Raw genomic sequence first — 24,394 nt, forward strand, 5'->3', positions numbered from 1 at the left:
GCACAAGCTCATCGCAAAGAAACTGGAGGCCGATTTCTTCTTCGCCCACCCCTATTCCTCTTGGGAAAGGGGACTCAACGAATACACCAACAAGCTTATCAGGCAGTATATACCGAAAAAGCAGCCCTTTGAACAATTCAATGAACAGGATATCAGAAAGATACAGCACAAAATCAATGCAAGGCCAAGAAAAAAACTAGATTACCAGAACCCCAAGAACATTTTTTATGCTACCTTAGACAAAAAAGTTGCATTGGTGAGTTGAATCTACCTTGTCTGGTTAATTTTTATTTTTTTTCGATAGAAATAGAAATAACGCTATATTTGCAGACCCAAAAAGAAAGTGTTCTAAGGCTGATTCGGATGATTGGGGTTTGGACTTTATATAAACGCTAATTGGCGAACGCTTTTCGGTTCTGGGGTATATAAATTTGACATAATAGACAATGGCGGGGTAGCTCAGATGGTTAGAGCGTAGGATTCATAACCCTAAGGTCGGCAGTTCGATCCTGCTCCCCGCTACCAAAGTTGCGAAAGAGGCAAAATCCAGTTCTAATTCTGGTATGCCTCTTTTTTTATTACTTATAACTTGTTGAAAATAAGCTATATACGCAAAGAACTTATTTATTCTTGGGGTTCGACATTTATCTGTTTTCTTGCTGTATGTAATGCCCTCGGGGAAGAGTAAAAACTGTATGCGTTTCTTGGTGTTATAGTCTGCGGAAACCCATTTTAAAGGTAATTCAAAGGCGATTTTGATAGCAAAACCCACACTCTCATCAAGGTTCGACACCTGTTTGGAGAGTTTCATGAGATTTTTCTCGATTTCAGCCTTTTCTTCATTGTACTTGTCACGGTACTTGTGGTACAATTCTCCACCTATTTCTTCTTCGATGTAGCGTTCTTCCAGCCTGTCAATTTTCTTTATTATCTCTGTATGTTGATCCTGTAGGTTCCGATATTCGTCCTGATCTCCTGCTGTCAATTGATTGAATGTAGCAACAGCCTGCTTGGTGATCGCTTTAACCATATCTTTGGCTCTATCCACCTTAAATGTGTGAAGCAATTTTTCGAATAGACTATTTAGGGCGTTTGCGCTCTTGTTGTTGTTGCATGCTTTTGTATTGCATTTGTAATAGTATAGATTTTTCTTCTTTACAGTATAGCCCCGCATCGGCTTTCCACAATGATCGCAGGTCATGAAGCGTTTCAATGGGATTTCTGAGTTTTCCTCAATAATCCGGTATCCCTGTGCATTTTCTTTTAGCAGTCCGTTTACCTTAAGGAAGACTTCTTTGGAAATCATCTGCTCTTGGTTGCCCGCTACAACTTTTCCCTCCAGCATGTTGTGTGCCATCATACCACAATAAAAAGGATTGCGGAATATCGAGGATAGATGCTGATGGCATACTTTTAAACCTTTTTCATTTAGTCTTTTTTTTATCTCTTCAATTGACAAGTTGTCAAAAGCTTTCCAATGGAACGCCTGTCGCAATAACCTACCTTTAGAATTGATTACAATTTTTCGTTTGCCATTTTGACGGACAGCATTGAAACCCATCGGTGGCTGTGTTGGCCAATCTCCTCGCAAAAGCATTTCCTTGATACCGGCCATACATTTCTGTCTGCGTAGTTGATTGTCAAATTCGCCAAAAAGAAAAAGCATTTTCTGTTGCATTTGTCCAGAGGCATTAGATGTATCGATTGGCTGTGTTACTGATATGATTTCAATTCCAAGTTTCCTAAGCTCATTGGTAAGCCAAATGGAGTTGTCGTTACGCGAAAAACGTTCAAGACTGTATACAAGGATATATGAAATCTTCCCTTTGAACCTTTTCACAAAAGAGATCATAGCAGTGAATTGCTTCCGCTCGTCGGTTTCGGCGCTCTCGTAGGTTCCTCCAAAAGTGGCGGCGATGTTGTATTGCATCCTTTCGGCATAGAGCGTACAGGCTTTTAATTGGGTGGCAAGGCTTAAATTGTCAGCCTGCTGTTGACTGCTCACCCGTGTATAGATCACGCAGTCCTTGCTGCTTTTCATTGCCTTGGGTTCTTTCTTTCCCTTGGCAAATGTGTCGAAAAATAATGTGTCTGACATAAACTTATTACTTAAAATACCAGCATTAAACAATACTCTAATATACTAAAAATCAGTGGTATTGCCTTGTTTTTCCTTGTCTTTTTTGTAATAATCGAGCGCTATGTCGACAAATGTTTTTATGGTACTAATAGCTTCTTTAGCTTCGTCGTCCGTAAAATGCGCAAACATCGGGAGCGACTTTAGTTCTTCCACCGTAAGGTCGTGTTTTCTTGTTATATCTTCTTTGTCAACATATTTCATAGGGTAGTTTTTGGTGGGTAAGACTGATGGGCATATCACCACCAGAAAAGAAATTAACAACGTCAATTATTTGATATGCAGGTAATTATTCCTTACATTTGAAATGTAGAGAAATTGAATTTGAGGCTATGAGGACTTTTATTTATCTATGCATTACAGGTTTCATCGGAACAGGTGCCTTTCTTGCGGCACTGTCGATGTCCAATCCTTATCCCGCATATGCGGTTGGGTTCGGAGTATGGATTCTGTTTTTCTGGAGTTTGTCAAGACGCTCCCGGGAGGCTTCCCGTCGCAAGGAGACTGAACGGATGTTTGACGCGTGGTTACGACAACAACAACGCGGACGAAGGCAATATTGATAGTCGGGTGATGAGGTAGCTTTTACTGCCGCATTGGACCTTCAGACAGTTTTCATGTAATGCCCAAGGAGGGCATTTTTCTTTTTGCCCATAGGATTTCTATCTCCTTTGACCGTATGAATTGTTTAACTGCTCCTTTTTCATCTCCAGCATTATTTCCAAGATCTCTACATCACTGTCATAATAAAGACCTTCAAACATATATGCCTGTTCTTCCAGATCATAATTAAAATGTTCAAAATCTTCGATGTCGAGCCGTATATCGGTCAATATTCCTTGTTCGTATTTCGCCTCTCCGAAAAGCGACTTCTCAAGATCATAATATTCAAGACTAAACCCAGCTTGAAAGCGATCAGCTATTTCTACAAGAACTTCGATATTCGGTTTTGATTTCGTCTGGTAATAGAAACTCGTGTTGGAAAAATCGATTTCAAACAGATAGCCCTCACCATCATTTTTTATAAATGGAGGGATCTGTCCGAGTCTGTTCTCCTTTTCTAATGCAGACATGGCTTGGAATAGCCATTCTATTTCTTTGAGCGCTAGGGGTTCACCATTAAATTGTACGGAATTGTTGCAACAGTTTTCCATAGTTAATTAAGTTAAAGTGTTGAATTGGATGATTTTGCATCAGATCGTTTCTCTTTAATCCGTAAGACTCGGCTATCTGCTATATCCTTTTGAATTGTCCAATTGGTCTTTTTTTCGCTCCAATATCTCCTCAAGAAGTTCTTCTTCAATCTCGTAAGATGTTCCCATGAATGAGTATAACCCCTGTTCGTCTTTTTCGAATAGCTCGAAGTCTTCCTCCTCAAGTCGGACGTCTTTCAATACACCTTGCTCATAGTTGGCCTCTCCAAAGATGTCGAATCCGAGTTCCGAATATTGATGTGTAAAGTCAACCTGATAGTAGTCGGCAATCTGCACAATGATGTCTGTATTAGGTACCCATTTGGTCTCATAATATATTGTTCCGCCTTCAGTATAAATATCATGGCAATACCCCTCTTCGGATTGTATGAAAGGAGGTAGCTGACCTTCCCGAGTTTCTTTTTCCCGAAGTGCAATTCGTTGAACAGTTGTTCAATTTTTTCGAGTTTATCGGGGTCACAATTGAAAAGCACTGTGTTGACACACCAATTCGCCATAGTTTGATAAGTTAAAGGGTGATTTTTTAACGACCTGACCGTCCAATGGACATAGGCCTTTCGATAGATAATATGTTGATCTGGGAAGCACGGAAAACGACATATTCCAGTTCATCATCTCCTAAACTGGAAATAATACCATCGTAGCCTGCCGCGATCATAAGTTCATGTGCATCTTCACTGTGGAGGCAGTCGTACATCTCGCCAATTTCTCCGAGGCTGATCTCATGGTAGATGTTCTGCAGTGCTGTAGCACTGTTGAGCTTTTCCCCCGTCAAGATTTCCCAGATGATAGGTGCCTGGTCTTCCTCATCAAAGATCGAATGCAACCTTAGATCGATAGGGTTTTGTATAGTAAGATTTACAGTGAAGATGGTATCGCCGAACAGCAGGGCGTTTTCTTTTTTGTCGGCAAAGAAAAAGCCGTGGACAGTATTGTCCCATGCGGTGTTACTGCCTCTGTAGGAATCCTCGAACCTGTCGAAGTATGCTTCCGTTCCGTGATAGAATACAGCATCTGGGTCAATTGCTAAGTGCTTATTCATAGGTTAATAGTTCTGTTAGGTTTTTGGCTGGATATACCAATTAAGTTGACCCCTTTTGGCCAACCGAAAGTGACCCCTCTGAGTTAAGGGTTGAAAAGAGCAAAAAGTTGTTGTACAGATAGGCTCCTCGGAGCGGATGCTTTTGTCCGGTTTAACAACTATTATTTTTACAAAAATACATTTTCTGTTTTAGAGTTTCTTCTCCTTAGTGATTCTCCGTAGAGTTCAACCCTCAATGAGTGATGGACAATGCGGTCAAGGATGGCATCGGCGATTGTTTTTTCACCGATAATATCATACCATTCCTTAACTGGTATCTGTGAAGTAACTACCGTAGACCGCTTCTGGTGCCGATCTTCTATGATATCCAATAGGGAGGCCCTGCTTTGCGCATCAAAAGGCTGTAATCCGAAGTCGTCCAGGATCAGCAGGTCCGCCCGCTCTATTCTCTTCAGTTCTGCTAGAATGGTACCCTTTGCTTTGGCCAGCTTCAGCTGGCCCATGAGCTTGGCCGTATTGACGTACATAACCTTATAGCCGTTCTGACAGGCGTGATAACCAAGCGCTGTTGCCAGGTAGCTTTTGCCTGTTCCGGTGGAACCGGTAATGAACAGATCCTTGTGTTCCTTGACAAAATCAAGGGCGGCAAGCCTGTGTATCTGGTTCTTTTCCAGGCCACGGTCGATGCCGTAGTCGATCTGTTCAAGCGAGGCTTTATAGCGGAAGCCTGCTACCCTGATGGCTCGCTCTACGTAACGGTTCCGCCTGTCGTCCCACTCGCTGGCGACCAGCAGGGCGATGAACTGATCGGGTGTAAGCGCTTCTTTTACCGAAGTTTCCAGATTGGTTTTAAAGGCATCATACATGCCATAAAGGCGAAGCTGGCGCATCTTGTCTAATGTTTCATTGTTCATTTGTTCTATGTTTTATGGACTATTACTGATAGTATTCTTTTCCTCTGATGTTATTATGGGTGGGGATTGACGCCGGTTCGTCTTCATGTTGCAACTGGTCCAGGCGCTTTTTGAGTATCTCTTCGATAACGGGATAGTTGTACTGGCCCAGATTATCGGCCCAGCGGCAGGCATCAGCCAGTCTTCCGGCACCGACACGGCGCGCGAAGCTTAGAATACCCGAGCATGATTTGTAGGCCTGTTCTGGGTAAACCTTGTGTTCGAGTACTTTGGTAATATAACGGCCCACATCATCATGGATGGCTTCTGCCTGTTGGATGAACTTTTCAGGCGACCATTCAGTAAGGAAACGATGCTGCGAGGCCAGGTGGTTCTCGTCTGTGGTGTAACGGTATTTGATGCGGACACGGCCGTGGGAAGCGATCAGGGTGTATTGGTAATAGACCTTCACCGCAATGGAGGTATATAAGACCTTCACTTTCTTTCCGATGTAGTTGTAAGGCACGCTGTAGTAGTGGATATCTTCTCCCAAACGAACATACCCGTTCTTCATCACCGTGACCATTACCTGTTTATTAACCTCGTAACGCAATGGGTTGAGCGACCCCAGTGCTTCCCGTTCGATCTCTTCAAACTGTTCCCTGCGGGAGTAAGTCCGCCCGGAGAAAGGTTTGTTGTTATGGATCTCCAAGGCGGGGCGTATGGCCGAGTTCAGCGATTCCAAATCGCTGAACCTGCGGCCTTCCAGCCTGGCGTATATGCTGCGGTAGATCAGTTTAACAGCGCCTTCCACCAAAGACTTGTCACGCGGCTTATAAACACGTGCAGGGACAATTGTAACGGAATAATGCTCGGCAAAAGAAGCGAACTCATCGTTAAGTATAGCCTCGTATTTGCTTCCCCTGGTAACCGCCGAGCGGAGGTTATCGGGTACTATGGCACTGGGAACTCCACCGAAATAGTGTAAAGCATTCTCACATGCCTTGATCAGGTCTTCCTTCCGCTGGCTTTCTACGGCTTCCACGTAAGTAAGCTGGCTGCAGCCCAGGATGGCAACAAACACCTCCACATCATGCGTGGTGTCTTCGGGTGTGGTAAGTTGTAACTTGGTTCCCGTAAAGTCTATATACATCTTATCGCCAGCCTTATGGTCGATGTGCATAACTGGTCGTGAGAGCTGAAGATAGGTATGGACCGCATTGTTGAATCGTGAACGGCCATAGCCGTCAGGATGCTTTTCTATATACTCAGCATGCAGCATATCACGGGTTACACCCTTCTTTTTGAGCCTTTTACAATACTCTGGAAGTAAAATCTCAAGTTCCTGCATACGGGGACTGTTAACGGTCTTGGCAACCGAGGTGGTAAACAGTACGGCGAGTTCACTGTCTCTCTTGGCGCCAAACTCTTCGTGGCTTATGCCAAGGGTGTGCCATATACGCACATACTTTTTGATGGTGTTGCGGGAGATGCCTATCATCCCCTGGATCGTTTTAATCCCTGTACCCTGACAGTACAAACGGATGATCTGTCGTAGTCTATTCATCTTGATCGGTTTATTGGACATTGTATTCGCTGGTTTTCGTTTATCTAAAAGCTAAATAAAAACTTTGTCCTCAGAAATCCGTCAATACAACTACTTTAAGCTCTTTCAGGGGGTCACTTTCGCCTGGCGCAAAGGGGTCACTTTGCTTTGGCGGACAGTGGTCACCTTCATGTGGCAAAGGGGGCCTTTTTCATCAGGTCAGGAAGGGTCATTTTCATCTGTTTTATCCATAACATAGGCAACTCTACTTTTAATGACAATGGTCAATCCTATGAGGAAATATGGTCGTAAGATTAACATTTAAGGTATTTATTGTGTAATAGACAGACTGTACTCACGGTAAAGGTCATTATAAAATTTATAAGGAATGTATATATATTACTGATTCTGCAACCATTTTTACAGATTCGGGAGTAATTTCCCCTTATGATTTTTAATTTTATCACTGAATAGTGCTTTTATTGATTCTTGGATGAGCAAAGACTTTATTTATCTCGACTATAACTCCACCACACCTTTGGATAACAGGGTAATGGAAGCGATGCTTCCATATTTCAGCAACCTATATGCCAATCCGAACAGTTCCCATTTATTTGGCCTGTCGGTTCATGATGCCGTGGAGGAAGCCCTCGAAGACCTATCCGGTGCAATAGGTGGAAACCCGCACAACATCCTATTTACTTCAGGAGCAACCGAAGCCGTCAATCTGGCCATCAAGGGACTGCTGCCATCGGATAGAAAGCACATTGTTACGGTTTCGACCGAACATAAGGCTGTACTGGACACCTGTTCATTTTTGGAAAGTGTAGGTTACCGTGTGACATATCTACCGGTAGATCGTGAGGGGATCATCGACCTTCATCTTCTTGCAGATGCCATTACGGAGGACACATTGCTCGTCAGTATGATGATGGCCAATAATGAAACGGGCGTGATTCACCCCATTCGTGAAATAAGCCGTATTGCACATCAAAAAGGTGCGTGGATGCTGTGCGATGCTACACAAGCCGTGGGTAAACTACCTATTAATGCTAAAGATATGAATGTAGATTTTCTGGCATTCTCGGCGCATAAGTTTTATGGCCCCAAAGGGGTTGGTGGACTTTGCATTTCAGACCGTGCGAAAAAAGCCCTCACTCCCCAGATACACGGTGGCGGACAACAAGGTAAGCTACGTAGTGGAACCCTGAATGTACCCGGTATCATCGGAATGGCCAAAGCCATAACGATTGCCAATGCTGATATGCCAAAGGATACCGATCAGATTACAAGGCTTCGGGATAAACTGGAAAAGGAACTGCTCAGTGTCGAAGATACTTTCCGAAACGGGCATCCGCAGCACCGGCTTTACAATACGACAAACATCTGCTTCAAAGGGATATCAGCAGAACAGTTAATCATGGGGCTGGGCATGGTTTCCGTATCAAGCGGTTCTGCGTGTTCAGCAACCATCAACAGGCCTTCGCACGTCCTAACGGCAATGGGGTTAAGCGGTGCAGACGGTCTTTCTGCGCTCCGGTTCAGTTTGGGGAGGTTTACCACTGAAGAAGAGATCGCCAAAACTATTGACGCCGTCAAGCAGGGCGTAAACAGGCTAAGAGTGCCCCATTAATTTATTCATGAGGTTTGTTTTCCCTGACCTGGAATACATGAAGTACCTGCGGAAATAACGCTGAAATACTTTCCTTTACACCGTTAGGTGAGCCGGGAAGTGTCAACACGAGCATGTTTTCCGCAAAGCCTGCAATTCCCCGCGAAAGCATGGCGGTCTTTACGCGCTGCTGTCCGTATTGTCTCGCTGTTTCCATAATACCGGGAATGGCTTTTGTGATATAGGGTTCAACCGCTTCGGGCGTTACATCCCGTTCCGAGAGGCCGGTACCTCCGGTAAACACCAACAGGTCTATCCCGTCTGCCTTACATTGCTCCAAACATGCTCGAATAGCCTTGAGTTCATCGGGAACGACCGAATAGGCAATATCTTTTAGGCCCTGTTCCTGTAAGAGTTCCACAAGTAAGTGCCCGGAAGTATCTTTTTTCTCTTTTCTCGACACGGTATCACTGCATACCACCACGGCGGCTTTTAAATGCTCCGCTGAAACAACAGGATTGCCGCTTTTTCCCCCTTTTTTCTCCACAAGACGGATGTTCTGAATCTCGACACCCTTATCAATGGGCTTTAACATATCATAGATGACCAATGCCGCTACGGAAGCGCCGTGCATGGCTTCTACTTCAACCCCTGTTTTGTAGATCGTGTGTACTTCGACCTCAATCTTGATCTGTAAATCCATCACTTCATAGCGAATAGCTGCAAATTCTACCGGCAAGGGATGGCAGTCGGGGATCATGTCGCTTGTTTTCTTTATCGCCAATAGCGCCGAGGCTCTGGCAAACTCAAATATATCCCCTTTGGGAACTTTCCGCTGTTCCACTATCGCAATGGTATCGGGGCTTGAAACCTGAATTGTTGCTGTAGCAATAGCCTTTCGCAACGTATAGCTTTTAAATGTGATGTCAACCATATTATCTGTTTACTTTCCACTGGTGGGTGTCGTCCTCAAAAATTTCTTTTCCCCAGATCGGCAGTTCATTCTTTATTCGCTCAACGACTTCTTCACATGCCGCAATGGCAGCCTTTCGGTGGCCGGAAGAGGTGAACACAAAAAGACAGATTTCACCCGTCAGCACCGTTCCGATACTGTGGTAGATGTGCATGCAGGTCAAGTCATATTTTTCAAAGATAGCTTCCCGGATTTCGGACATCTTGTTGAGGGCCAGATCATCATAGGATGTGTATTCAATTGCACGTACTGTTTTGCCGTCGATCTGATCGGCCCTGATCTGTCCGAGGAAAATACTGTGTGCGCCGATATCCGTTTTGGACGCATGCTTGGCAATACTATCGGCAACCAGTATCGGAGGGATGGCGCCCTTCACAAATATGTTCTTTTTCTTTTTATCCATTATTATATATTTCCAAGGCCGCTACACCTCCTTCCAAATGGCTGACACGACAATCAGCCCCCAGCTTTTCCCGCAGAAATTGTCCTGCGAACTGGCTTCTTTTCCCCGATTGGCAGACCACGATCACGTGGTTCCGATCTATTTTTTCAACATTTTCCGGTAGCTCCTGCAAGGGTATCTGCACATGCTCAAAGGGAAGCTTCGGCTGTTCATCCACATTTCGCACGTCAACAACCAAGATACCATTCCCCTGGCATATTTCCATAAATTCCTGTGGGCTAATACGGTGAACCGAAGGTGTCGTTATACCACAATGATCATCATAACCGAACGCTTCAAAATGGGATAACGAGGTCGGGTAAACGGCTACTTTCGATAAGGTTTCCGGTATATCCAGTACCATCGAACGGTTATCCAACAGGTTAATGGTCATCAGCTTGTTGCAGAGTGGCTGACCGACACCTGTGAGCAACTTGATGGCTTCGGTTGCCTGCATGGTACCAATAATGCCGGGCAGCACACCCAACACGCCAACTTCGTTACAATCCGGAGCGTCCAGCGGGTCAGGAGGCAAAGGAAATAGGTGCCTGTAGGTCGTTTTTACACCGTTGTCATCAGCGACATTGAACACGGCGATCTGACCTTCATATTTATAAATGGCACCAAATACCAGCGGTTTACCCAATAAGGCACATAGATCACTTAAAAGGTATCTCGTTGTAAAGTTGTCCGTACAATCCAGAACCACATCGTATCCCTCGACAAGTTCGACGGCATTTTCCGTGGATAGGCGCAACACATACTCCCGGATGTCAGTTTCCGGATTCAGGAGCCTTAGCTTCGCAGCGGCAATTTCCGCTTTGTCAAGACCGATTTCATTTGTTCCGAACAAAACCTGCCGTTGCAGGTTGCTCAGTTCGATACGGTCGTGGTCAATAATGCCTATCTTCCCCACGCCTGCCGCAACGAGGTATTGTAGGGCAGGGCAACCCAATCCGCCCGCACCGACAACGAGTACACGGCCACTTTGGAGCTTGGTCTGTGCAACCTCACCAAATCCGCTCAATCTATAATGTCTCGAATAACGGTCGTTCCGTTCCATTTTTTTTATCCTCCTGAGTATGGTGGCATTAACGCCACCACGTCCTGTTCTTTAAGGGCTGTATTCTCTTTCACGATCGTATCATTGACGGCGACCAAAAATTTACGACCGTTCAGTCCCGCATGTTTTGCGGTAAGAGAAGCTGTCAAACCATCGGTATCCTGTGCTTCGACAGAAAACTCCCTCTGCAATATATCTGTCAACGAACCAAATGTCAATACTTTTACTTTCATCAGTTGATACGTACTAATTTAATAGTTTGCAATTGTTTTACGTAACGCCGTCCCGTAGCGATATCTTGCGGAGAGACCAAGGCAAGTTCATCTTCCTGTACCCCACCGGAAGCCTCTCTGATATTGGTCACGAGCAAGACGCTGTCCCCGATGGGTGTGTTGAACAGCTCATTCCACGAAAACACCACTTTATACCCATCGGTTGCTATACACACAAGGTAATATTCGCTCAATACCTTTGGTGATTCCTCCCCCAAAGTTACGTTCTTCAATACCTCTTTCAGGAGTACCCCTTTTATACCTTTTAAAGTTGAACGGTACGTTCCTGCATGGTTATATATACGAAGGCTGTCCAGCGACTGTTCAGGAAAAGCTGTTATCTTTTCAAAGGTAAGGGTTCTCGTTTGGTTATCAGGTGTGGTTATAACAAGGTTTTTAGCGTCCTGCGCATGAAGCAACATACCGGACAAAATCAAAAGGGTTGTAAGAATAGCTTTCATATCTGTTTATGCTGTTGTGAACAATAATTTATAGGCGGCCACCACAAGTACGGTTGCCAGCACATATTTAAGGGCATCCTGGTTCAGTTTTTTTGACCCAAGATAAGCGCCCAACAAACCGCCTCCGAATGCCACGCCAATGTACAGCCACATATCGGCATTGAAGGTAATTCCCTGCGTGAGCATACCGCCCAATCCCGATAGCGAGTTTACAAAGATAAAGGCGGCGCTTATGGCAGCAGTCTGTTTCTGATCGGTCCATTTCAACAGGATCAGCAAGGGAGACAGGATGATCCCACCACCAATGCCGATCATGCCGGACAGTAATCCGACAATGGCACCGATAGCCACGGCTCCAAAGACATTGTAAGGTTTTAGCTCGTCCTCCCCCGGACTTCTGAAAAAGAAAAACCGGATAATGGGAAACAATAACAGCACGCCGAGCACACGTTTGTACAGGCTATCGTCCAGTGTAATCATACCGCCAACAAAAGCCAGCGGAATGGAGGTTAAGGCTACTGTTAAGAAGAGGTTCCTTTTGAAAAAATGTCCCCTATAGTATTGGATGAACGATGTCATGGAGACAAACAAGTTCAATACCAGTGCCGTTGGCTTCATCTCCTGTGGTGCTATTCCGTAGAGCGCCATCAATGCCAGATATCCGCTTGCCCCGCCATGCCCCACGGAAGCGTACAGGAACGCGACAAAAAAGAGTATAACGTAAAACCATTCCATAGCTTAGAAATTATAAACAAGATTACTGTAAAATACACGTCCCGGTTCATAGAACCCTTCGGTCAGTGTATAGTTTTTATCGAAGATATTATTTACACCGCCTTCGACCGAGAACCACTTCCAGACCTTCAGGTTTACGCTGGCATTATAGAGCGTAAAACCCGGGGATTCTGTGCCGTATGAAGTACTGTAACGTTTGGAGTTATGCTCCATATTGGCCTGCACCCGCAGCCTGTCGTTTAGGTCATAACCGGCCATGAACATCAGTTTATGACGTGGCACATCTACGAGATAAATTTCGGGATTGCTGATATTGTTCCTTTTGATGAAGGTATAATTTGATCCGATAGTAAAGGCCGGACTGATCAGATAGTTTACCGCAACTTCAAAGCCCATGTACTCGCTGTCACCGGTATTCTGCAATTGGGTGAGCCACATGTCAGCACCTTCATCGAACTGCACATTGTTCACCATGAGTATGGTCCTGCTGATCTTACTGTAGAATAGAGAACCGTCCAAAAACAGGCGATTGAACAACCTGTTGCTGTAGGTCAGATCATAGTTGACGGACTGCTCTGCCTTAAGATCGGGATTGGGGATTGCTGTACCCATGCGGTAGGAATAGCGGTCCTTCGGTGTGGCAAATCTTGTTTTTTTGCCAATAGAAAGGTTTAGCTGTTGATTGGTTGAGAGCCGGTACTGTAGCGCCCCCTGTATATTAAATGCGTCATTGGAGTTGGAAGGATAATTGCTGATCTCATCCGTATCGGCGTTATAATCTTCCGCTCTAAAGCTTTTTCTGTTGTTATAGCTTACCCCGGCAGTTAGATCCAATGCTTCTGTTATCTTAAAGCGGTCTTCTATGGCCAGCGTAAAATTTCCATCGTTCATATTTTGTTCCGGTTCTCCCACATCGTATTCCCGGTGCACATCCTGTTTATACTGGACGGAGGTTGAAAGAAGATTGCGTTTGCTCGTCTGGTAATCATGCTGCACAATACCACCTATGGTATAATCGTTGTAGATGCTGGCAAAGGCATAGCCGCGATCCATCGTCGTAAAAGTAGCGTCGTCCCAGGAGTTCAGCAGGTTCTTGAACACATCATAATAGACCCTTGTCTTGATAGATTGCTTTTCACTGATTGCAGTATTGGAAAGGAAATACACACTCTGTTTGTCCCAATTTGGCCATTCCCAATACCGTGGCCTGTTTAACTGGTTATTTTCGGTATCGCTTCCTGCGTAGAAAGGATTGCCCTTACTGCCCCGCTGATAGCTGTATGCAAGAGCATATTCGGAATTCTCCGTTGGGGTGAACGCAAACTTGATATGGTATTTCCGATCATTCTGATAGGAATTGTCCCGCCGTCCGCCATCCTCAAATTGCGTTGGGGTGAATTTCTTTGACATCGGGAAGAAGTCACGGTTCAGCTGGGAAAAGGACGCTTGTACGTAAAATCGATCCCATTTGGAGCCGACGTTGAAATTAGTCCGGTATCCGCCGGAAATATAGCCTGTTGCTCCCTGGATTTCCAACGCTTTCTGTGGCCTTCTGGTAATGACGTTTATAGCGCCGCCCAAAGCGTTCGGTCCATACAGTACCGAAGCATTTCCTTTGGATACCTGAACTTCCGAGACATCAAACGTGGTAAACCTGCCCAGATCGACCATGCCGTCATAGGGAACATATACGGGAATACCGTCGATGAATAAAGGTACCTGCCGAAGATCAAATCCCCGGACGTTGACCACACTTTCGTTTCTTGCGCCGATGGAGGTGAGTGTCACCCCCGGCAACAGATTCAATGCGGAGGCCACATCGTTTTTACCATATTTCTGGATCTGCTCCGCGCTTATGGTATTCACGTTCCTTTGACCGATCACAGAAACTTCTCCAAGTCTGAATACATTCTTTATCGTGTCCTTTTCAACCGGAGACTGCGCCCAGGACTGCTGGAAGGAAAAACATAAAAATGCGGGTAAAAGAAATTTTAAATTCATGTATAATATTAAAAGGGTTTTACAGTAAATAAGCTTCCATATTCGTTCCTGCTGTAATCACTTCATCATCTTCCGGTATAATTATCAGGCAGTTTGCCTGTGCAAATGACTGCAACCGATAGGATTCCTGGGCATGCAACGGTATCAATTTTTCTCCGTCATAACTCCCTTTTAAAAAGTGGGTAAGCCCCGCCTTTTTGCGGTAATCATGGCTGATCGGCGCCTTGATCTTCTTTATCCGGCGTGGTACCTGCATCAGCTTCTCCAAAGCGGGGGCAACATACAGGTAGAAACAGGTCAATGCCGACGAAGGATTTCCCGGAAGGCCAAAGACCAGTTTTTCCTGTTTCGTTCCGAAGAACAGCGGTTTTCCCGGTTTCTGACGGATACGGTGAAAACGTTGCTCTATGCCACATTCCTTTGCTGCTGTAGTGACAAAATCATATTCACCCACACTCACGCCGCCTACCAATAGCAGGACATCCGCATTTTCCAACGCTCTTTCCATCGTCACTTTTAGCTGCTGCATATCGTCTGGAACATGGAAAATCTCTTTGGCAATAATGCCTAACTGGGTCAAAGCACCACCTAACTGATAGGAATTGGATTCGTAGACCTCCCCAAAACCAAGCGGTTCACCCAAAGGTTTCAATTCATCACCCGTAAGGAGAATGGCAACCCGTGGAACGGCGTAAATATCCACATGGGTACAACCGATTCCTGCCAGATAACCTATGGCAGCAGGAGTCAGTAAGGTTCCGTTCTGTATGGCCAATGTGTCCTTATCCACTTCCGATCCTTTTGGGCGCACGTTATCTCCCTGATGGAGTTCGTTATCTTTTATCCTGATTCCGTTATTATCGGTCACGTCTACCTTTTCCTGCATGACCACGGTGTCTGCTCCTATGGGTAGCGGGGCACCGGTAAATATCCGCATGGCCTCACCAGGTGACAGTGTTTTCTGGGTGGTTGAACCTGCCGGTATCTTATCTGCTACCCTGAGTTCCTGCTCACGTTCCTCATAGCGTATGGCATAGCCGTCCATAGACGATTGTGCAAAATTCGGAATCGCATACTTTGCTATGACATTGGAGGCTAAAGTATAGCCCAACGCATCCTGTATCGGTACACCAGTGCTTTTTTTGGGTTTTGGCAAATAGAAGTCAATGATTTCTTTTGCCTCGTCCACGCTCACCATCGTCTGTTTCAAGCCATAATAGTCTTCTTTGGTATCGATGTCAAACCGGGCCTGCGCAAAAGGGAAGATTGCCATATCCTCCAGGTATTTTTTGATGATTTTTTTCGCCCCCTCCTGACCGTCGAGGGAACGCAGTTCAGCGAAATACCGTTTCGAGAACAGAACGGGAACACCCCAGGTTCCGGCAAAGCCTGTCGTTATGATTCCCTTTTCGGTCTCCTTCGCCAGCACTTTAAGTTCATGAAAGACATTGGCATTTATAAAGGGCTGGTCACAGACGGTTATGATGCACTGTTCCAGATCAGGGTTTGCCTGCAGCAAAGATTTCAGTCCAGTTTTTATCGATCCGGACATACCATCCTCCCAATCGGGGTTAATGACCATTTCCACTTTTGCTCCTGTCAGTTCATCTTGGATGGTCTCATGGGAGGCACCCAGCACAACAAGCACCTGATGGTCAGGATTAAGTGACGCTTCATCCGTTATGCGTCTCAGCAAACTCTTGCCTTCAAAAGCAAGAAGCTGTTTAGGTGCTCCGAGCCGGGAGGAGTTTCCGGCCGCCAGTATGATTATGCCTGTCTTTTTTATCATCCGCCAATGGTTATCATGCTCCGGTTCTTTAAGGAATCGGTTTCTATATCTTTAAAATCTTTTGTTAACTGTCCGCCCAAAGATTCCGCTTTGGAGCGTATGCTCTGCTGTATCAAGGGAAGGACATCCTCCCCGTTCCGCAATGCCGAGAGCAGATCCGTTTCCTCTTTTGAAAAGAGGCAGTTCTTTAATTTTCCATCTGCCGTTAAGCGCATGCGGTTACAGCTTTCGCAGAAGGGAGCGGTCATGGTACTGATGACAGCTATTTTACCCATATGGCCAGCTATGGCAAAGGGTTTGGATGTGTCGTTGGGTTTGGGCGGAATAGGCTCAATGTCATAGGCGGAGCCAATCCGTTCCAATATTTCGTTCAAGGTAAGCACCTGATTACTTGACCATCGGTTCCCGCTAAAGGGCATGAATTCTATGAAGCGTACTTCAATGGGATATAACCTGGTCAGTTCTACAAAATCCAAGATTTCATCATCGTTCAGCCCTTTCATGACGACCACGTTGAGTTTAGTCTGCACCTGTTTTTCCAGCAGCAGGTCAATATTCCGGCGCACCCGGTCAAAATAATCCCTGCGCGTGATGCGGAAGAACTTATCCGGTTGAAGGGTGTCCAAACTGATGTTGATACTGCTAAAGCCCGCATCCACGATCTGGGGCAGCATGTCATCGATGCGTATGCCATTGGTGGTCATGGTCAATTCGACCGGAAGCCTGGAGAGGGTGCGGATGATTTCGGGGGCATCTTTTCGCACGAGCGGTTCCCCGCCTGTCAGGCGGATCTTCGTGACACCATGGTCCACAAAGAGTTTTGCCAATGGCCCGATTTCCTCCACCTGCATCAGTTTGGTATGTGGTGTAAAGGCATATTCTTCCTCCGGCATGCAATAAAAGCACCGCAGATTACAGTTATCCGTGAGGGATATCCGCAGGTAGTTATGGACGCGTCCGAAGTTATCTATGATCCTTTCCCTCATCGTATGGTTGGAATATCGTCGTGTATTTTTGTTGTCAGCAGTTTAAGGGAACTTCCTTTTCTTCCGCTCAAAATGGCTTTAATTTCCGATACGATCGATATGGCGATCTCTTCGGAAGTTTCTGCGCCGATATCCAGACCCATCGGCCCGAATATCCTTTCCCGTTGCATTTCATCCACGCGCGCACCCGATCCGTCCAGGTCATTGAACATCCGTTCCATTTTGGTTTTTGGACCCAGCACACCGATGTAGGGCGTGGGCGTAGCAATGAGGGTTTTCAACAGCGACAGGTCGTAATGGTAATTGTGCGTCATGAGCACGAAAACGGTTAACGGGTCGACGTCAATCTGTTCCTGTACCCGCTCGGGTGTAGTTAATATAACCTGATCCGCTTTGGGGAAGCGTTGCGCAGTGGCATGCGTTGCGCGCCCGTCCACAACAGTCGTTTCCCAACCTACGAGAGCAGCCGCCTCCACCAATGGCTTGGCATCATTTCCTGCACCTGCAATGACGAGATGTACCGAAGGTGGCCTATATTCGATCAGGGCTTCCATCGGGATGCCTTGCAAAAAAACCTCTTTTAAGAACGATTGCCTGCTGTTCTTCGCCAAACGGATGTCGGCTGTGAGTGGGGACAGGTCAATATTGGAAGGTGCCGTAAAATGGTCATCGGGATTATTTGCCAACAAGACGGTTCCGATCTGTTCATTTCTCTGTTCTGTAGAAAACAACGTAACAAGGACAGCATCTTGTCTGTTCTGCTGCAATCTTTCCAAAAGTGCTACGGAATTGTTCCGGTTAAGGATATCGATAGGTTCAAAAAGGATATGGACGATACCGTTGCACCCTAACTGTACCCCAAATTCAGAACCGTCTTCGCCGGAGGTATCGTATGTGACCAACCTGTTCTTTTGCTGATGGATGGCCAATAGTGCTTTCCGCAAGGCATCGCCTTCCAGACAGCCACCACTTATCGCCCCCGTCAGCCTACCGTCTTCGGTGACCAGCATTCTCGCTCCGGGTTGCCTGTAGGAGGAACCTTCCACCTTGACAACTGTGGCAAGAGCCATGCGTTGGTTGTTTGCCAGCGCCGTTTCGTAAGCCCGAATGATGTCGTTTATTTCTTTCATGAATGATCTGTCGTTTTCCTAAAAGCAGTTCTTTTTAAAAACTTAAAGATGGTCAAAATTCCTTTATAAAAGGGCCTTAAAAACTTTACCTGAAAATCCAAAATTAAGAGATTCACTCGTTATTAATAGCTCCATCAGTAATATTGGTAGTTAAATCAGTAATTTATATACTTGATAATTGTTTTTTTTATGACATTTTTGTAAAGTGCACGTTGTGAGAAGAGGACTAACACGGTTATAAATTTCCTGCATTATAGATTCTTGATTTCATACCGATCGATAAGATAAGGAAATTGATGATCCATTTTTTGAAATAGAGAAAAGCCATGACACTTGTAAAAACAACACTGAACAGAAGATCCTTTTTGAGAGCCGCTTTGCTGGCGGGTGGAGGAATGGTACTGAGCTTTAGCTGGATGGCGGGTTGTAAACCTTCCGGAAGAAAAGCTCTTGAAATGCCCGAAGAGTGGTTTGAGCTGAACAGCTACATCAAGATCGGCGAAAACGGCGTGATATCCTTGAGCAGCCCCAATCCGGAATTTGGCCAGAACGTGAAGACTTCCATGCCGATGATACTGGCGGAGGAATTGGATGTGGATTGGGATAACGTCGTGGTGGAACAGGCGGATTTTCTTCCAGACCGTTTCAAAAACCAGTTTACAGGGGGAAGCCAGGCTATCCGGTCAAACTGGACACCGCTCCGGACGGTGGGCGCTACGGCCCGACAGATGTTGATATTGGCGGCGGCCAAACACTGGAATGTTCCGGCTACAGAGATAACGACCGAGCCCGGCATACTGTTGCACAAGGCCTCCGGTAAACAGGCATCTTATGGAGAGATGGCATCTGCTGCCTCCCAGATCCCTATCCCGGAAGAAGTGGAGCTGAAAAAAGTTTCCGACTTCAAGATCATCGGCACATCCAAGAAAAACGTAGATGTCAAGAATATCGTTAACGGTAAACCGCTCTTTAGCCTTGACTACAAGACCGAAGGAATGCTCACCGCCATGATCGTGCATCCACCTGCATTCGGCATGCAACTGAAATCCATTGATGATAGCGCAGCCATAACCATGCCCGGCATACAATCAATATTTACCATTGATACGCTAACAGGTGATATAGACCAGAACTTCTTTGATGCCACCAGTTTTACCAAGATGGCCGTAGTGGTCGGCAATAGCACCTGGGAAGTCATGCAGGCAAAAAAGGCACTGAAGATAGCGTGGGAGGAAGAACCCGAACGGGTGTTCAGGAGATCCGCCTCCTGGATGCAGGGCTCCGAAATCATTAAAGCAACCTTTCCCCCCGGACTGGAGAGTACAGATGATCACCTGGCTAAAATGGCGGAATTTACCAAAAAGCCCGGTCAGATCCTCCGCCGCGACGGTGATCCGGAAGGTGCCTTTAAAAAGGCCTCCAAAATAATAGAGCGCACCTACACGGCACCTTTCCTTGCGCATAATACCATGGAGCCGGTCAACTGCTTTGCACACGTGACGGCCGAAAAAGCGGAACTCTACGGCCCGCTTCAGGCACCGGAATATATAAATGCTACATTGTCCCAACGCTTGGGCCTTCCAAAGGATAAGATACACATTAAACTGGCCCGCATGGGAGGAGGTTTTGGTCTGCGTGCCTATGGGCATCATCTTATCGAAGCCGCTGTTATTTCCCAACAGGTGAAAGCACCGGTTAAGTTGGTGTATACCCGTGAAGATGAAATGACCGCAGGTTTGTACCGTCCGGCATATAGCGCTACTTATCGCGCGGCCCTTGATGAGAACAATCAATTGATCGCTTTCCATGTTAAAGGCGGAGGTATTCCCGAAATGCCCGTTGCCCCCCATCGTTTCCCCGCAGGAGCCATCGATAATTATCTGGCCGAAGGATGGAGCATCACGTCCAATATCACAACCGGGATCTTCCGTGCACCGAGATCGAATTTCATGGCTTGTGCCGAGCAGTCGTTCCTGGACGAGCTTGCCGCCGAGATGGGAAAAGATCCGATCGATTTTCGTCTGGAGCTTTTGGAACGGGCAAAGACGGCACCGGTAGGCGAAAACAACGATTACCAGGCGGATCGTTATGCCGGTGTCCTACGGTTGGCCCGTGATAAATCCAATTGGAACGAAACCAAACAAGGCATCCATAGGGGGGTATCGGCTTATTTTTGCCACAACTCGTATGTGGCAGAGGTGGTTGATCTGGTGATGAAAAATGGCACGCCAAAGGTAGAAAAGGTTGTGGCCGCTATAGACTGTGGAATTGTGGTCAACAAGGATGCGGCGGTAAATATGGCCGAAGGGGCCATCGTAGACGGGATTGGGAACGCCCTGTTTGGGGAGATGCCTTTTAAGGATGGTGCACCTCAAAAGAATAACTTTCCAAGTTATCGCATGATCCGGGCCAATGAAGCGCCAAAGGAAATAGATGTCCATTTTGTAGGAAGTGAAACAGACCCGACCGGAATGGGCGAACCGCCTTTTGCGCCGGTATTTGCGGCTGTAGCCAATGCACTTTATAAGGCGACAGGTACGCGGTTTTACAACCAACCCTTTATCAATGGGCTGACAACTGGCTGACGAGATATGAACGGTACTGATTAAATAATAATGATTTAACTAAACATTCTAAACAACTATCATGGCAACAACAAAATTGAAAATCAACGGCAAAGAACATGCAGTAGATGTTGACCCATCTACCCCCTTGTTATGGGTTTTACGGGATCACTTAAACTTAGTTGGCACCAAATACGGTTGTGGCGTTGCTTCTTGCGGAGCATGCGTCGTTCATCTAGAAGGAGAAGCGGTACGGTCATGCGTGACGAAAGTAAGTCGTGCCGCTGGAAAGGAAGTCGTTACAATAGAAGGCCTTTCGGAGAATGGAGACCACCCCTTACAACAGGCATGGGAACAGGTAGACGTGCCTCAGTGTGGATATTGTCAGTCTGGACAAATTATGTCTGCGGCCGTATTGCTCCGGGAAATCCCAAACCCCACGGACGAGGAGATAGATCTTGCCATGACGGGAAATATCTGCAGATGTGGTACTTACTTGAGAATCAGGAAAGCGATTCATTTAGCGGCCGAAATCCAGAATGAAATAAAATAAACAGCTCACAGATAATAACTTAGGAGATGAAAAGTAAAACTGGACAAAAAGAAATCAGGCATAGCTATAAATTGACAGCGGCGTTATCCGTTTTGGCCATCCTGATGACTTTAATGGTTACGATATCTGCACGTTCCGAATCAGCAGCATTTGGTTCAAAAGATAAGGAGGTGTTCGCAGATCAACGGAAGAGGGATAGTGTTAAATCTGTTGAGGCATTTTCCAAAGTGTATAGCGTATTGATTAGCCCGAGGTGTGTCAACTGTCATCCGGCCGGCGATGTTCCCCTTCAAGGGGATGATAGCCACTTGCATGCGATGTTGCCACAGCGGGGCAAAGAGGGAAAGGGGATGCTGACCATGAAATGTGCGAATTGCCACCAGAGTGAAAATACCCGCGGACCGCATACGCCTCCCGGCAATCCAAACTGGCATCTGCCACCTGCCGATATGAAAATGGTCTTCGAGGGAAAAAGCGCTAGCGAGTTGGCAAAACAGCTCATGGATCCTGCCCAAAACGGACATAAAGATATGAAAGCGCTGATCGCCCACGCAGATGATGCATTAGTGCTTTGGGGCTGGGAACCTGGCGATGGACGGACGTTGCCTCCCTTGAGCCATAAAGAATTTAAGGAAGCCTGGATTACCTGGCTAAAAAACGGTGCTTATGCGCCCGAAAAATAAAGGACTGGAAATGCAGAATTTAGAAGGTAAGATATGACTGAAGTTAAAAATAATACAGGAAGGAGATCCTTCCTGAAAGCTGCCCTGCTCGCTGGAGGAGGGATGGTTCTCCATTTCAGTTGGCCTGCTGGCAGCAAAGCTGCCGCAAAGAAAGCACTTGAAACACCCGAGGAGTGGTTCGAGTTGAATAGCTATATCAAGATCGGTGAAAACGGTATCGTCTCCCTGTTCAACCCAAATCCCGAATTTGGACAGAACGTAAAGACCTCCCTGCCCATGATCCTGGCCGAAGAGCTGGACATCGATTGGGAACAAGTGGTTGTAGAACAGGCCGATTTCTATCCCGAACGTTTTGGACGACAATTTACAGGAGGTAGCCAATCGGTTCGCGGAGCTTGGTCTCCTTTAAGGACAGCAGGTGCTACCGCAAGGCAGATGCTGGTACTGGCCGCGGCCGCCGAGTGGAATGTTCCGGCTTCGGAGATTAGTACAGAATCTGGCACCTTATTGCATCAGGCTTCGGGAAAGAAAGCCGGTTACGGTGAATTTGCGTCTGCGGCCGCAAAGATACCAGTCCCCAAAGAGGTTAAGCTGAAGGCTGTCAATGATTTTAAGATAGTAGGTTCATCCAGGAGCAACGTAGAAGTTAAGAATATACTGACCGGAAAGCCCTTATTTGGACTCGATTATAAGACCGAAGGTATGTTGATTGCTATGGTCGTTCACCCGCCCGCCTTCGGATTGTGCTTTAAGTCAATGGATGACAGCGTTGCTAAAACCATGCCCGGCATCAAGTCCATATTTACGATAGATTCGTTGACTGAAGATATAGACCAGAACTTCTTTGATGCGACCAGTTTTACCAAATTTGCCGTCGTTGTGGGCAACACAACTTGGGAGGTACTACAGGCAAAAAAAGCGTTAAAAGTAGAGTGGGAAGAGGAACCCGAACGCACCTTTACCATGGGTGGCAGAAAGGCGACATTTCCTGCTGGACTGGAAAGCACCGAATTGCATCGGGCCAAAATGCAGGAATTGACCAAGACGCCGGGGAATATTGCCCGACGGGACGGTGACCCGGAAAGGGCCTTCCAAGCGGCCGCAAAAATTCTCGAACGTACCTATACCGCACCCTTTTTGGCACATAATGCCATGGAACCCGTCAATTGTTTTGCACATGTGACGGCTGATAGGGCCGAACTATATGGGCCTACACAGGCCCCTGAGTTTATTTCGGGAACACTTTCGGAAAGGCTGGGGATGCCAAAGGAAAAGATACTGATTCGGCTGGCACGCATGGGAGGCGGATTTGGCCGCCGGGCATACGGGCATCATCTGATAGAAGCCGCCGTGATTTCCCAGTATTTACAGGCTCCCATCAAACTGGTATACACTCGTGAAGATGAGATGACGGCTGGGATCTATAGGCCCACGTATAGTGCAACCTATCGGGCAGCGCTGGACGAAAACAATCAGTTATTGGCTTTTCATGTCAAGGCGGGTGGAATACCTGAATCACCTTTGCATGCAAATCGATTTCCGGCAGGGGCCATAGACAACTACCTTGCCGAGGGGTGGCAGATTCCTTCCAATATCACCGTTGGCGCTTTTCGCGCACCGCGCTCCAATTTTATGGCGGCAGCAGAGCAGTCCTTTCTGGACGAACTGGCGGCAGAGATGGGCAAAGACCCTATTGATTTTCGTCTGGAACTGCTGGAGCGGGCAAAGACGAACCCCGTTGGTCAAAGGAATGATTACGATGCTGCCCGATATGCGGGCGTACTGGAACTGGTACGTGATAAATCCAATTGGAAAGAAACCCCGCAAGGGGTACACCGTGGCGTATCGGCCTATTTTTGCCATAATTCATACGTGGCCGAGATAGTTGATCTGGTGATGAAAGATGACATGCCAAAGGTAGAAAAAGTCGTAGCCGCTATTGACTGCGGCATTGTGGTCAACAAGGATGCGGCGATAAATATGGCAGAAGGGGCTATCGTAGACGGTGTAGGAAACGCCCTGTACGGTGAACTTCCGTTTAAGGACGGAGTGCCTCAAAAGAACAATTTTACAACGTACCAATTGATCCGTATGAACGAAGCTCCCAAAACGATCGATGTTCATTTTGTACAAAATGAAGAAGCTCCAACCGGCATGGGCGAACCTCCATTTGCACCGGTTTTTGCCGCCGTGGCCAATGCGCTTTATCGCGCTACCGGAAAGCGCTTTTATAACCAACCGTTCATCAATGAACTGAAATCATCATAACTGGTTATAGAATGGTTTAATTTTTTAACG

At 46.4% G+C, this 24,394-nt stretch carries 23 protein-coding genes and 1 tRNA gene; 7 read left to right on the plus strand and 17 right to left on the minus strand.

Features of this window, described 5'->3' with window-relative positions:
* Both A37S_RS25010 and A37S_RS0116380 read left to right on the plus strand, forming a co-directional pair.
* A partial coding sequence (locus tag A37S_RS25010) for an IS30 family transposase (RefSeq protein ID WP_036602392.1) occupies positions 1–265 on the plus strand: 265 nt, incomplete at its 5' end.
* A gap of 183 nt (positions 266–448) precedes the next feature.
* Positions 449–525: transfer RNA gene (locus A37S_RS0116380), tRNA-Met, on the plus strand.
* On the opposite strand, the gene A37S_RS28325 is transcribed toward A37S_RS0116380, so the two are convergent.
* The 7 genes from A37S_RS28325 to istA form a co-directional block, all read right to left on the minus strand.
* Positions 482–2,098 carry a recombinase family protein gene (locus tag A37S_RS28325; protein ID WP_425414410.1) on the minus strand — a complete coding sequence of 539 codons (1,617 nt, stop codon included), beginning with the start codon at positions 2,096–2,098 and terminating at the stop codon, positions 482–484. The two genes, A37S_RS0116380 and A37S_RS28325, sit on opposite strands and share 44 nt — an antisense overlap.
* 45 nt (positions 2,099–2,143) lie before the next feature.
* Complete coding sequence (locus A37S_RS0116385; protein ID WP_028297925.1) at positions 2,144–2,341, minus strand: hypothetical protein; 198 nt, start codon at positions 2,339–2,341, stop codon at positions 2,144–2,146.
* Positions 2,342–2,799: 458 nt separating this feature from the next.
* Positions 2,800–3,291: a DUF1281 family ferredoxin-like fold protein gene (locus A37S_RS0116390; protein ID WP_028297926.1), complete on the minus strand. Its 492-nt coding sequence runs from the start codon at positions 3,289–3,291 to the stop codon at positions 2,800–2,802.
* 72 nt (positions 3,292–3,363) lie between these two features.
* Complete coding sequence (locus A37S_RS26355) at positions 3,364–3,768, minus strand: DUF1281 family ferredoxin-like fold protein (protein WP_169719518.1); 405 nt, start codon at positions 3,766–3,768, stop codon at positions 3,364–3,366.
* 106 nt (positions 3,769–3,874) lie between these two features.
* On the minus strand, positions 3,875–4,393 hold the full coding sequence (locus A37S_RS0116400) for an ADP-ribosyltransferase-containing protein (protein ID WP_028297927.1): 519 nt from the start codon (positions 4,391–4,393) through the stop codon (positions 3,875–3,877).
* 167 nt (positions 4,394–4,560) lie between these two features.
* On the minus strand, positions 4,561–5,307 hold the full coding sequence (istB, locus tag A37S_RS0116405) for an IS21-like element helper ATPase IstB (RefSeq protein WP_028297928.1): 747 nt from the start codon (positions 5,305–5,307) through the stop codon (positions 4,561–4,563).
* Positions 5,308–5,329: 22 nt separating this feature from the next.
* Positions 5,330–6,853, minus strand: coding sequence for an IS21 family transposase (gene istA, locus A37S_RS0116410; RefSeq protein ID WP_036602894.1), 1,524 nt, complete (start codon positions 6,851–6,853; stop codon positions 5,330–5,332).
* 472 nt (positions 6,854–7,325) lie between these two features.
* Here istA and A37S_RS0116415 point away from each other — a divergent pair, with 472 nt between their 5' ends.
* Positions 7,326–8,465 (plus strand): cysteine desulfurase family protein, encoded by a 1,140-nt coding sequence (locus A37S_RS0116415; protein WP_028297930.1) that lies wholly within the window; start codon positions 7,326–7,328, stop codon positions 8,463–8,465.
* Position 8,466: 1 nt separating this feature from the next.
* Here A37S_RS0116415 and moaCB read toward each other — a convergent pair whose 3' ends face one another.
* Genes moaCB through A37S_RS0116465 form a run of 10 tightly spaced genes read right to left on the minus strand, consistent with a single transcriptional unit; the run spans position 8,467 to position 18,296 of the window.
* A complete protein-coding gene (moaCB, locus tag A37S_RS0116420; RefSeq protein WP_028297931.1) occupies positions 8,467–9,378 on the minus strand; it encodes a bifunctional molybdenum cofactor biosynthesis protein MoaC/MoaB in 912 nt (303 codons plus the stop codon).
* 1 nt (position 9,379) lies between these two features.
* The gene (locus tag A37S_RS0116425; protein WP_028297932.1) at positions 9,380–9,820 is read right to left on the minus strand and encodes a molybdenum cofactor biosynthesis protein MoaE; all 441 of its coding nucleotides are present in this window, start codon (positions 9,818–9,820) and stop codon (positions 9,380–9,382) included.
* The gene (locus A37S_RS0116430; RefSeq protein ID WP_028297933.1) at positions 9,813–10,922 is read right to left on the minus strand and encodes a HesA/MoeB/ThiF family protein; all 1,110 of its coding nucleotides are present in this window, start codon (positions 10,920–10,922) and stop codon (positions 9,813–9,815) included. Before A37S_RS0116430 ends, A37S_RS0116425 begins: the two co-directional genes overlap by 8 nt.
* 5 nt (positions 10,923–10,927) lie before the next feature.
* Positions 10,928–11,155, minus strand: a complete 228-nt coding sequence (locus A37S_RS25020; protein ID WP_036602878.1) for a MoaD/ThiS family protein — start codon at positions 11,153–11,155, stop codon at positions 10,928–10,930.
* The gene (locus A37S_RS0116440) at positions 11,155–11,655 is read right to left on the minus strand and encodes a hypothetical protein (RefSeq protein WP_028297934.1); all 501 of its coding nucleotides are present in this window, start codon (positions 11,653–11,655) and stop codon (positions 11,155–11,157) included. Before A37S_RS0116440 ends, A37S_RS25020 begins: the two co-directional genes overlap by 1 nt.
* Positions 11,656–11,661: 6 nt before the next feature.
* Complete coding sequence (locus A37S_RS0116445) at positions 11,662–12,390, minus strand: sulfite exporter TauE/SafE family protein (RefSeq protein ID WP_028297935.1); 729 nt, start codon at positions 12,388–12,390, stop codon at positions 11,662–11,664.
* A 3-nt stretch (positions 12,391–12,393) separates the two neighbouring features.
* The gene (locus A37S_RS0116450; RefSeq protein ID WP_028297936.1) at positions 12,394–14,391 is read right to left on the minus strand and encodes a TonB-dependent receptor plug domain-containing protein; all 1,998 of its coding nucleotides are present in this window, start codon (positions 14,389–14,391) and stop codon (positions 12,394–12,396) included.
* Between the two features lie 19 nt (positions 14,392–14,410).
* Complete coding sequence (locus tag A37S_RS0116455) at positions 14,411–16,180, minus strand: NTP transferase domain-containing protein (protein ID WP_084163943.1); 1,770 nt, start codon at positions 16,178–16,180, stop codon at positions 14,411–14,413.
* A complete protein-coding gene (gene moaA / locus A37S_RS0116460; protein ID WP_028297938.1) occupies positions 16,177–17,166 on the minus strand; it encodes a GTP 3',8-cyclase MoaA in 990 nt (329 codons plus the stop codon). Before moaA ends, A37S_RS0116455 begins: the two co-directional genes overlap by 4 nt.
* Complete coding sequence (locus A37S_RS0116465) at positions 17,163–18,296, minus strand: XdhC family protein (RefSeq protein WP_028297939.1); 1,134 nt, start codon at positions 18,294–18,296, stop codon at positions 17,163–17,165. The genes moaA and A37S_RS0116465 overlap by 4 nt, the downstream gene beginning before the upstream one ends.
* Positions 18,297–18,622: 326 nt before the next feature.
* Here A37S_RS0116465 and A37S_RS0116470 point away from each other — a divergent pair, with 326 nt between their 5' ends.
* The 4 genes from A37S_RS0116470 to A37S_RS0116485 all read left to right on the plus strand — a co-directional run bounded on the left by A37S_RS0116470 (position 18,623) and on the right by A37S_RS0116485 (position 24,364).
* Complete coding sequence (locus tag A37S_RS0116470; RefSeq protein ID WP_028297940.1) at positions 18,623–20,881, plus strand: xanthine dehydrogenase family protein molybdopterin-binding subunit; 2,259 nt, start codon at positions 18,623–18,625, stop codon at positions 20,879–20,881.
* 61 nt (positions 20,882–20,942) lie between these two features.
* Positions 20,943–21,413 carry a (2Fe-2S)-binding protein gene (locus A37S_RS0116475; protein ID WP_028297941.1) on the plus strand — a complete coding sequence of 157 codons (471 nt, stop codon included), beginning with the start codon at positions 20,943–20,945 and terminating at the stop codon, positions 21,411–21,413.
* 26 nt (positions 21,414–21,439) lie between these two features.
* Complete coding sequence (locus A37S_RS0116480) at positions 21,440–22,096, plus strand: hypothetical protein (RefSeq protein ID WP_028297942.1); 657 nt, start codon at positions 21,440–21,442, stop codon at positions 22,094–22,096.
* A 33-nt stretch (positions 22,097–22,129) separates the two neighbouring features.
* The gene (locus tag A37S_RS0116485) at positions 22,130–24,364 is read left to right on the plus strand and encodes a xanthine dehydrogenase family protein molybdopterin-binding subunit (protein WP_028297943.1); all 2,235 of its coding nucleotides are present in this window, start codon (positions 22,130–22,132) and stop codon (positions 24,362–24,364) included.
* Positions 24,365–24,394 lie beyond the last annotated feature (30 nt).

It is taken from the genome of Olivibacter sitiensis DSM 17696, from assembly GCF_000427965.1.
GTDB classification, from domain to species: domain Bacteria; phylum Bacteroidota; class Bacteroidia; order Sphingobacteriales; family Sphingobacteriaceae; genus Olivibacter; species Olivibacter sitiensis.

Coding starts and splice junctions, on each gene's coding strand:
- A37S_RS28325 (WP_425414410.1), bottom strand. CDS start 2,098: ATGTCAGACACATTATTTTTCGACACATTTGCCAAGGGAAAGAAAGAA.
- A37S_RS0116385 (WP_028297925.1), bottom strand. CDS start 2,341: ATGAAATATGTTGACAAAGAAGATATAACAAGAAAACACGACCTTACG.
- A37S_RS0116390 (WP_028297926.1), bottom strand. CDS start 3,291: ATGGAAAACTGTTGCAACAATTCCGTACAATTTAATGGTGAACCCCTA.
- A37S_RS0116400 (WP_028297927.1), bottom strand. CDS start 4,393: ATGAATAAGCACTTAGCAATTGACCCAGATGCTGTATTCTATCACGGA.
- istB (WP_028297928.1), bottom strand. CDS start 5,307: ATGAACAATGAAACATTAGACAAGATGCGCCAGCTTCGCCTTTATGGC.
- istA (WP_036602894.1), bottom strand. CDS start 6,853: ATGAATAGACTACGACAGATCATCCGTTTGTACTGTCAGGGTACAGGG.
- A37S_RS0116415 (WP_028297930.1), top strand. CDS start 7,326: ATGAGCAAAGACTTTATTTATCTCGACTATAACTCCACCACACCTTTG.
- moaCB (WP_028297931.1), bottom strand. CDS start 9,378: ATGGTTGACATCACATTTAAAAGCTATACGTTGCGAAAGGCTATTGCT.
- A37S_RS0116425 (WP_028297932.1), bottom strand. CDS start 9,820: ATGGATAAAAAGAAAAAGAACATATTTGTGAAGGGCGCCATCCCTCCG.
- A37S_RS0116430 (WP_028297933.1), bottom strand. CDS start 10,922: ATGGAACGGAACGACCGTTATTCGAGACATTATAGATTGAGCGGATTT.
- A37S_RS25020 (WP_036602878.1), bottom strand. CDS start 11,155: ATGAAAGTAAAAGTATTGACATTTGGTTCGTTGACAGATATATTGCAG.
- A37S_RS0116440 (WP_028297934.1), bottom strand. CDS start 11,655: ATGAAAGCTATTCTTACAACCCTTTTGATTTTGTCCGGTATGTTGCTT.
- A37S_RS0116445 (WP_028297935.1), bottom strand. CDS start 12,390: ATGGAATGGTTTTACGTTATACTCTTTTTTGTCGCGTTCCTGTACGCT.
- A37S_RS0116450 (WP_028297936.1), bottom strand. CDS start 14,391: ATGAATTTAAAATTTCTTTTACCCGCATTTTTATGTTTTTCCTTCCAG.
- A37S_RS0116455 (WP_084163943.1), bottom strand. CDS start 16,180: ATGATAAAAAAGACAGGCATAATCATACTGGCGGCCGGAAACTCCTCC.
- moaA (WP_028297938.1), bottom strand. CDS start 17,166: ATGAGGGAAAGGATCATAGATAACTTCGGACGCGTCCATAACTACCTG.
- A37S_RS0116465 (WP_028297939.1), bottom strand. CDS start 18,296: ATGAAAGAAATAAACGACATCATTCGGGCTTACGAAACGGCGCTGGCA.
- A37S_RS0116470 (WP_028297940.1), top strand. CDS start 18,623: ATGACACTTGTAAAAACAACACTGAACAGAAGATCCTTTTTGAGAGCC.
- A37S_RS0116475 (WP_028297941.1), top strand. CDS start 20,943: ATGGCAACAACAAAATTGAAAATCAACGGCAAAGAACATGCAGTAGAT.
- A37S_RS0116480 (WP_028297942.1), top strand. CDS start 21,440: ATGAAAAGTAAAACTGGACAAAAAGAAATCAGGCATAGCTATAAATTG.
- A37S_RS0116485 (WP_028297943.1), top strand. CDS start 22,130: ATGACTGAAGTTAAAAATAATACAGGAAGGAGATCCTTCCTGAAAGCT.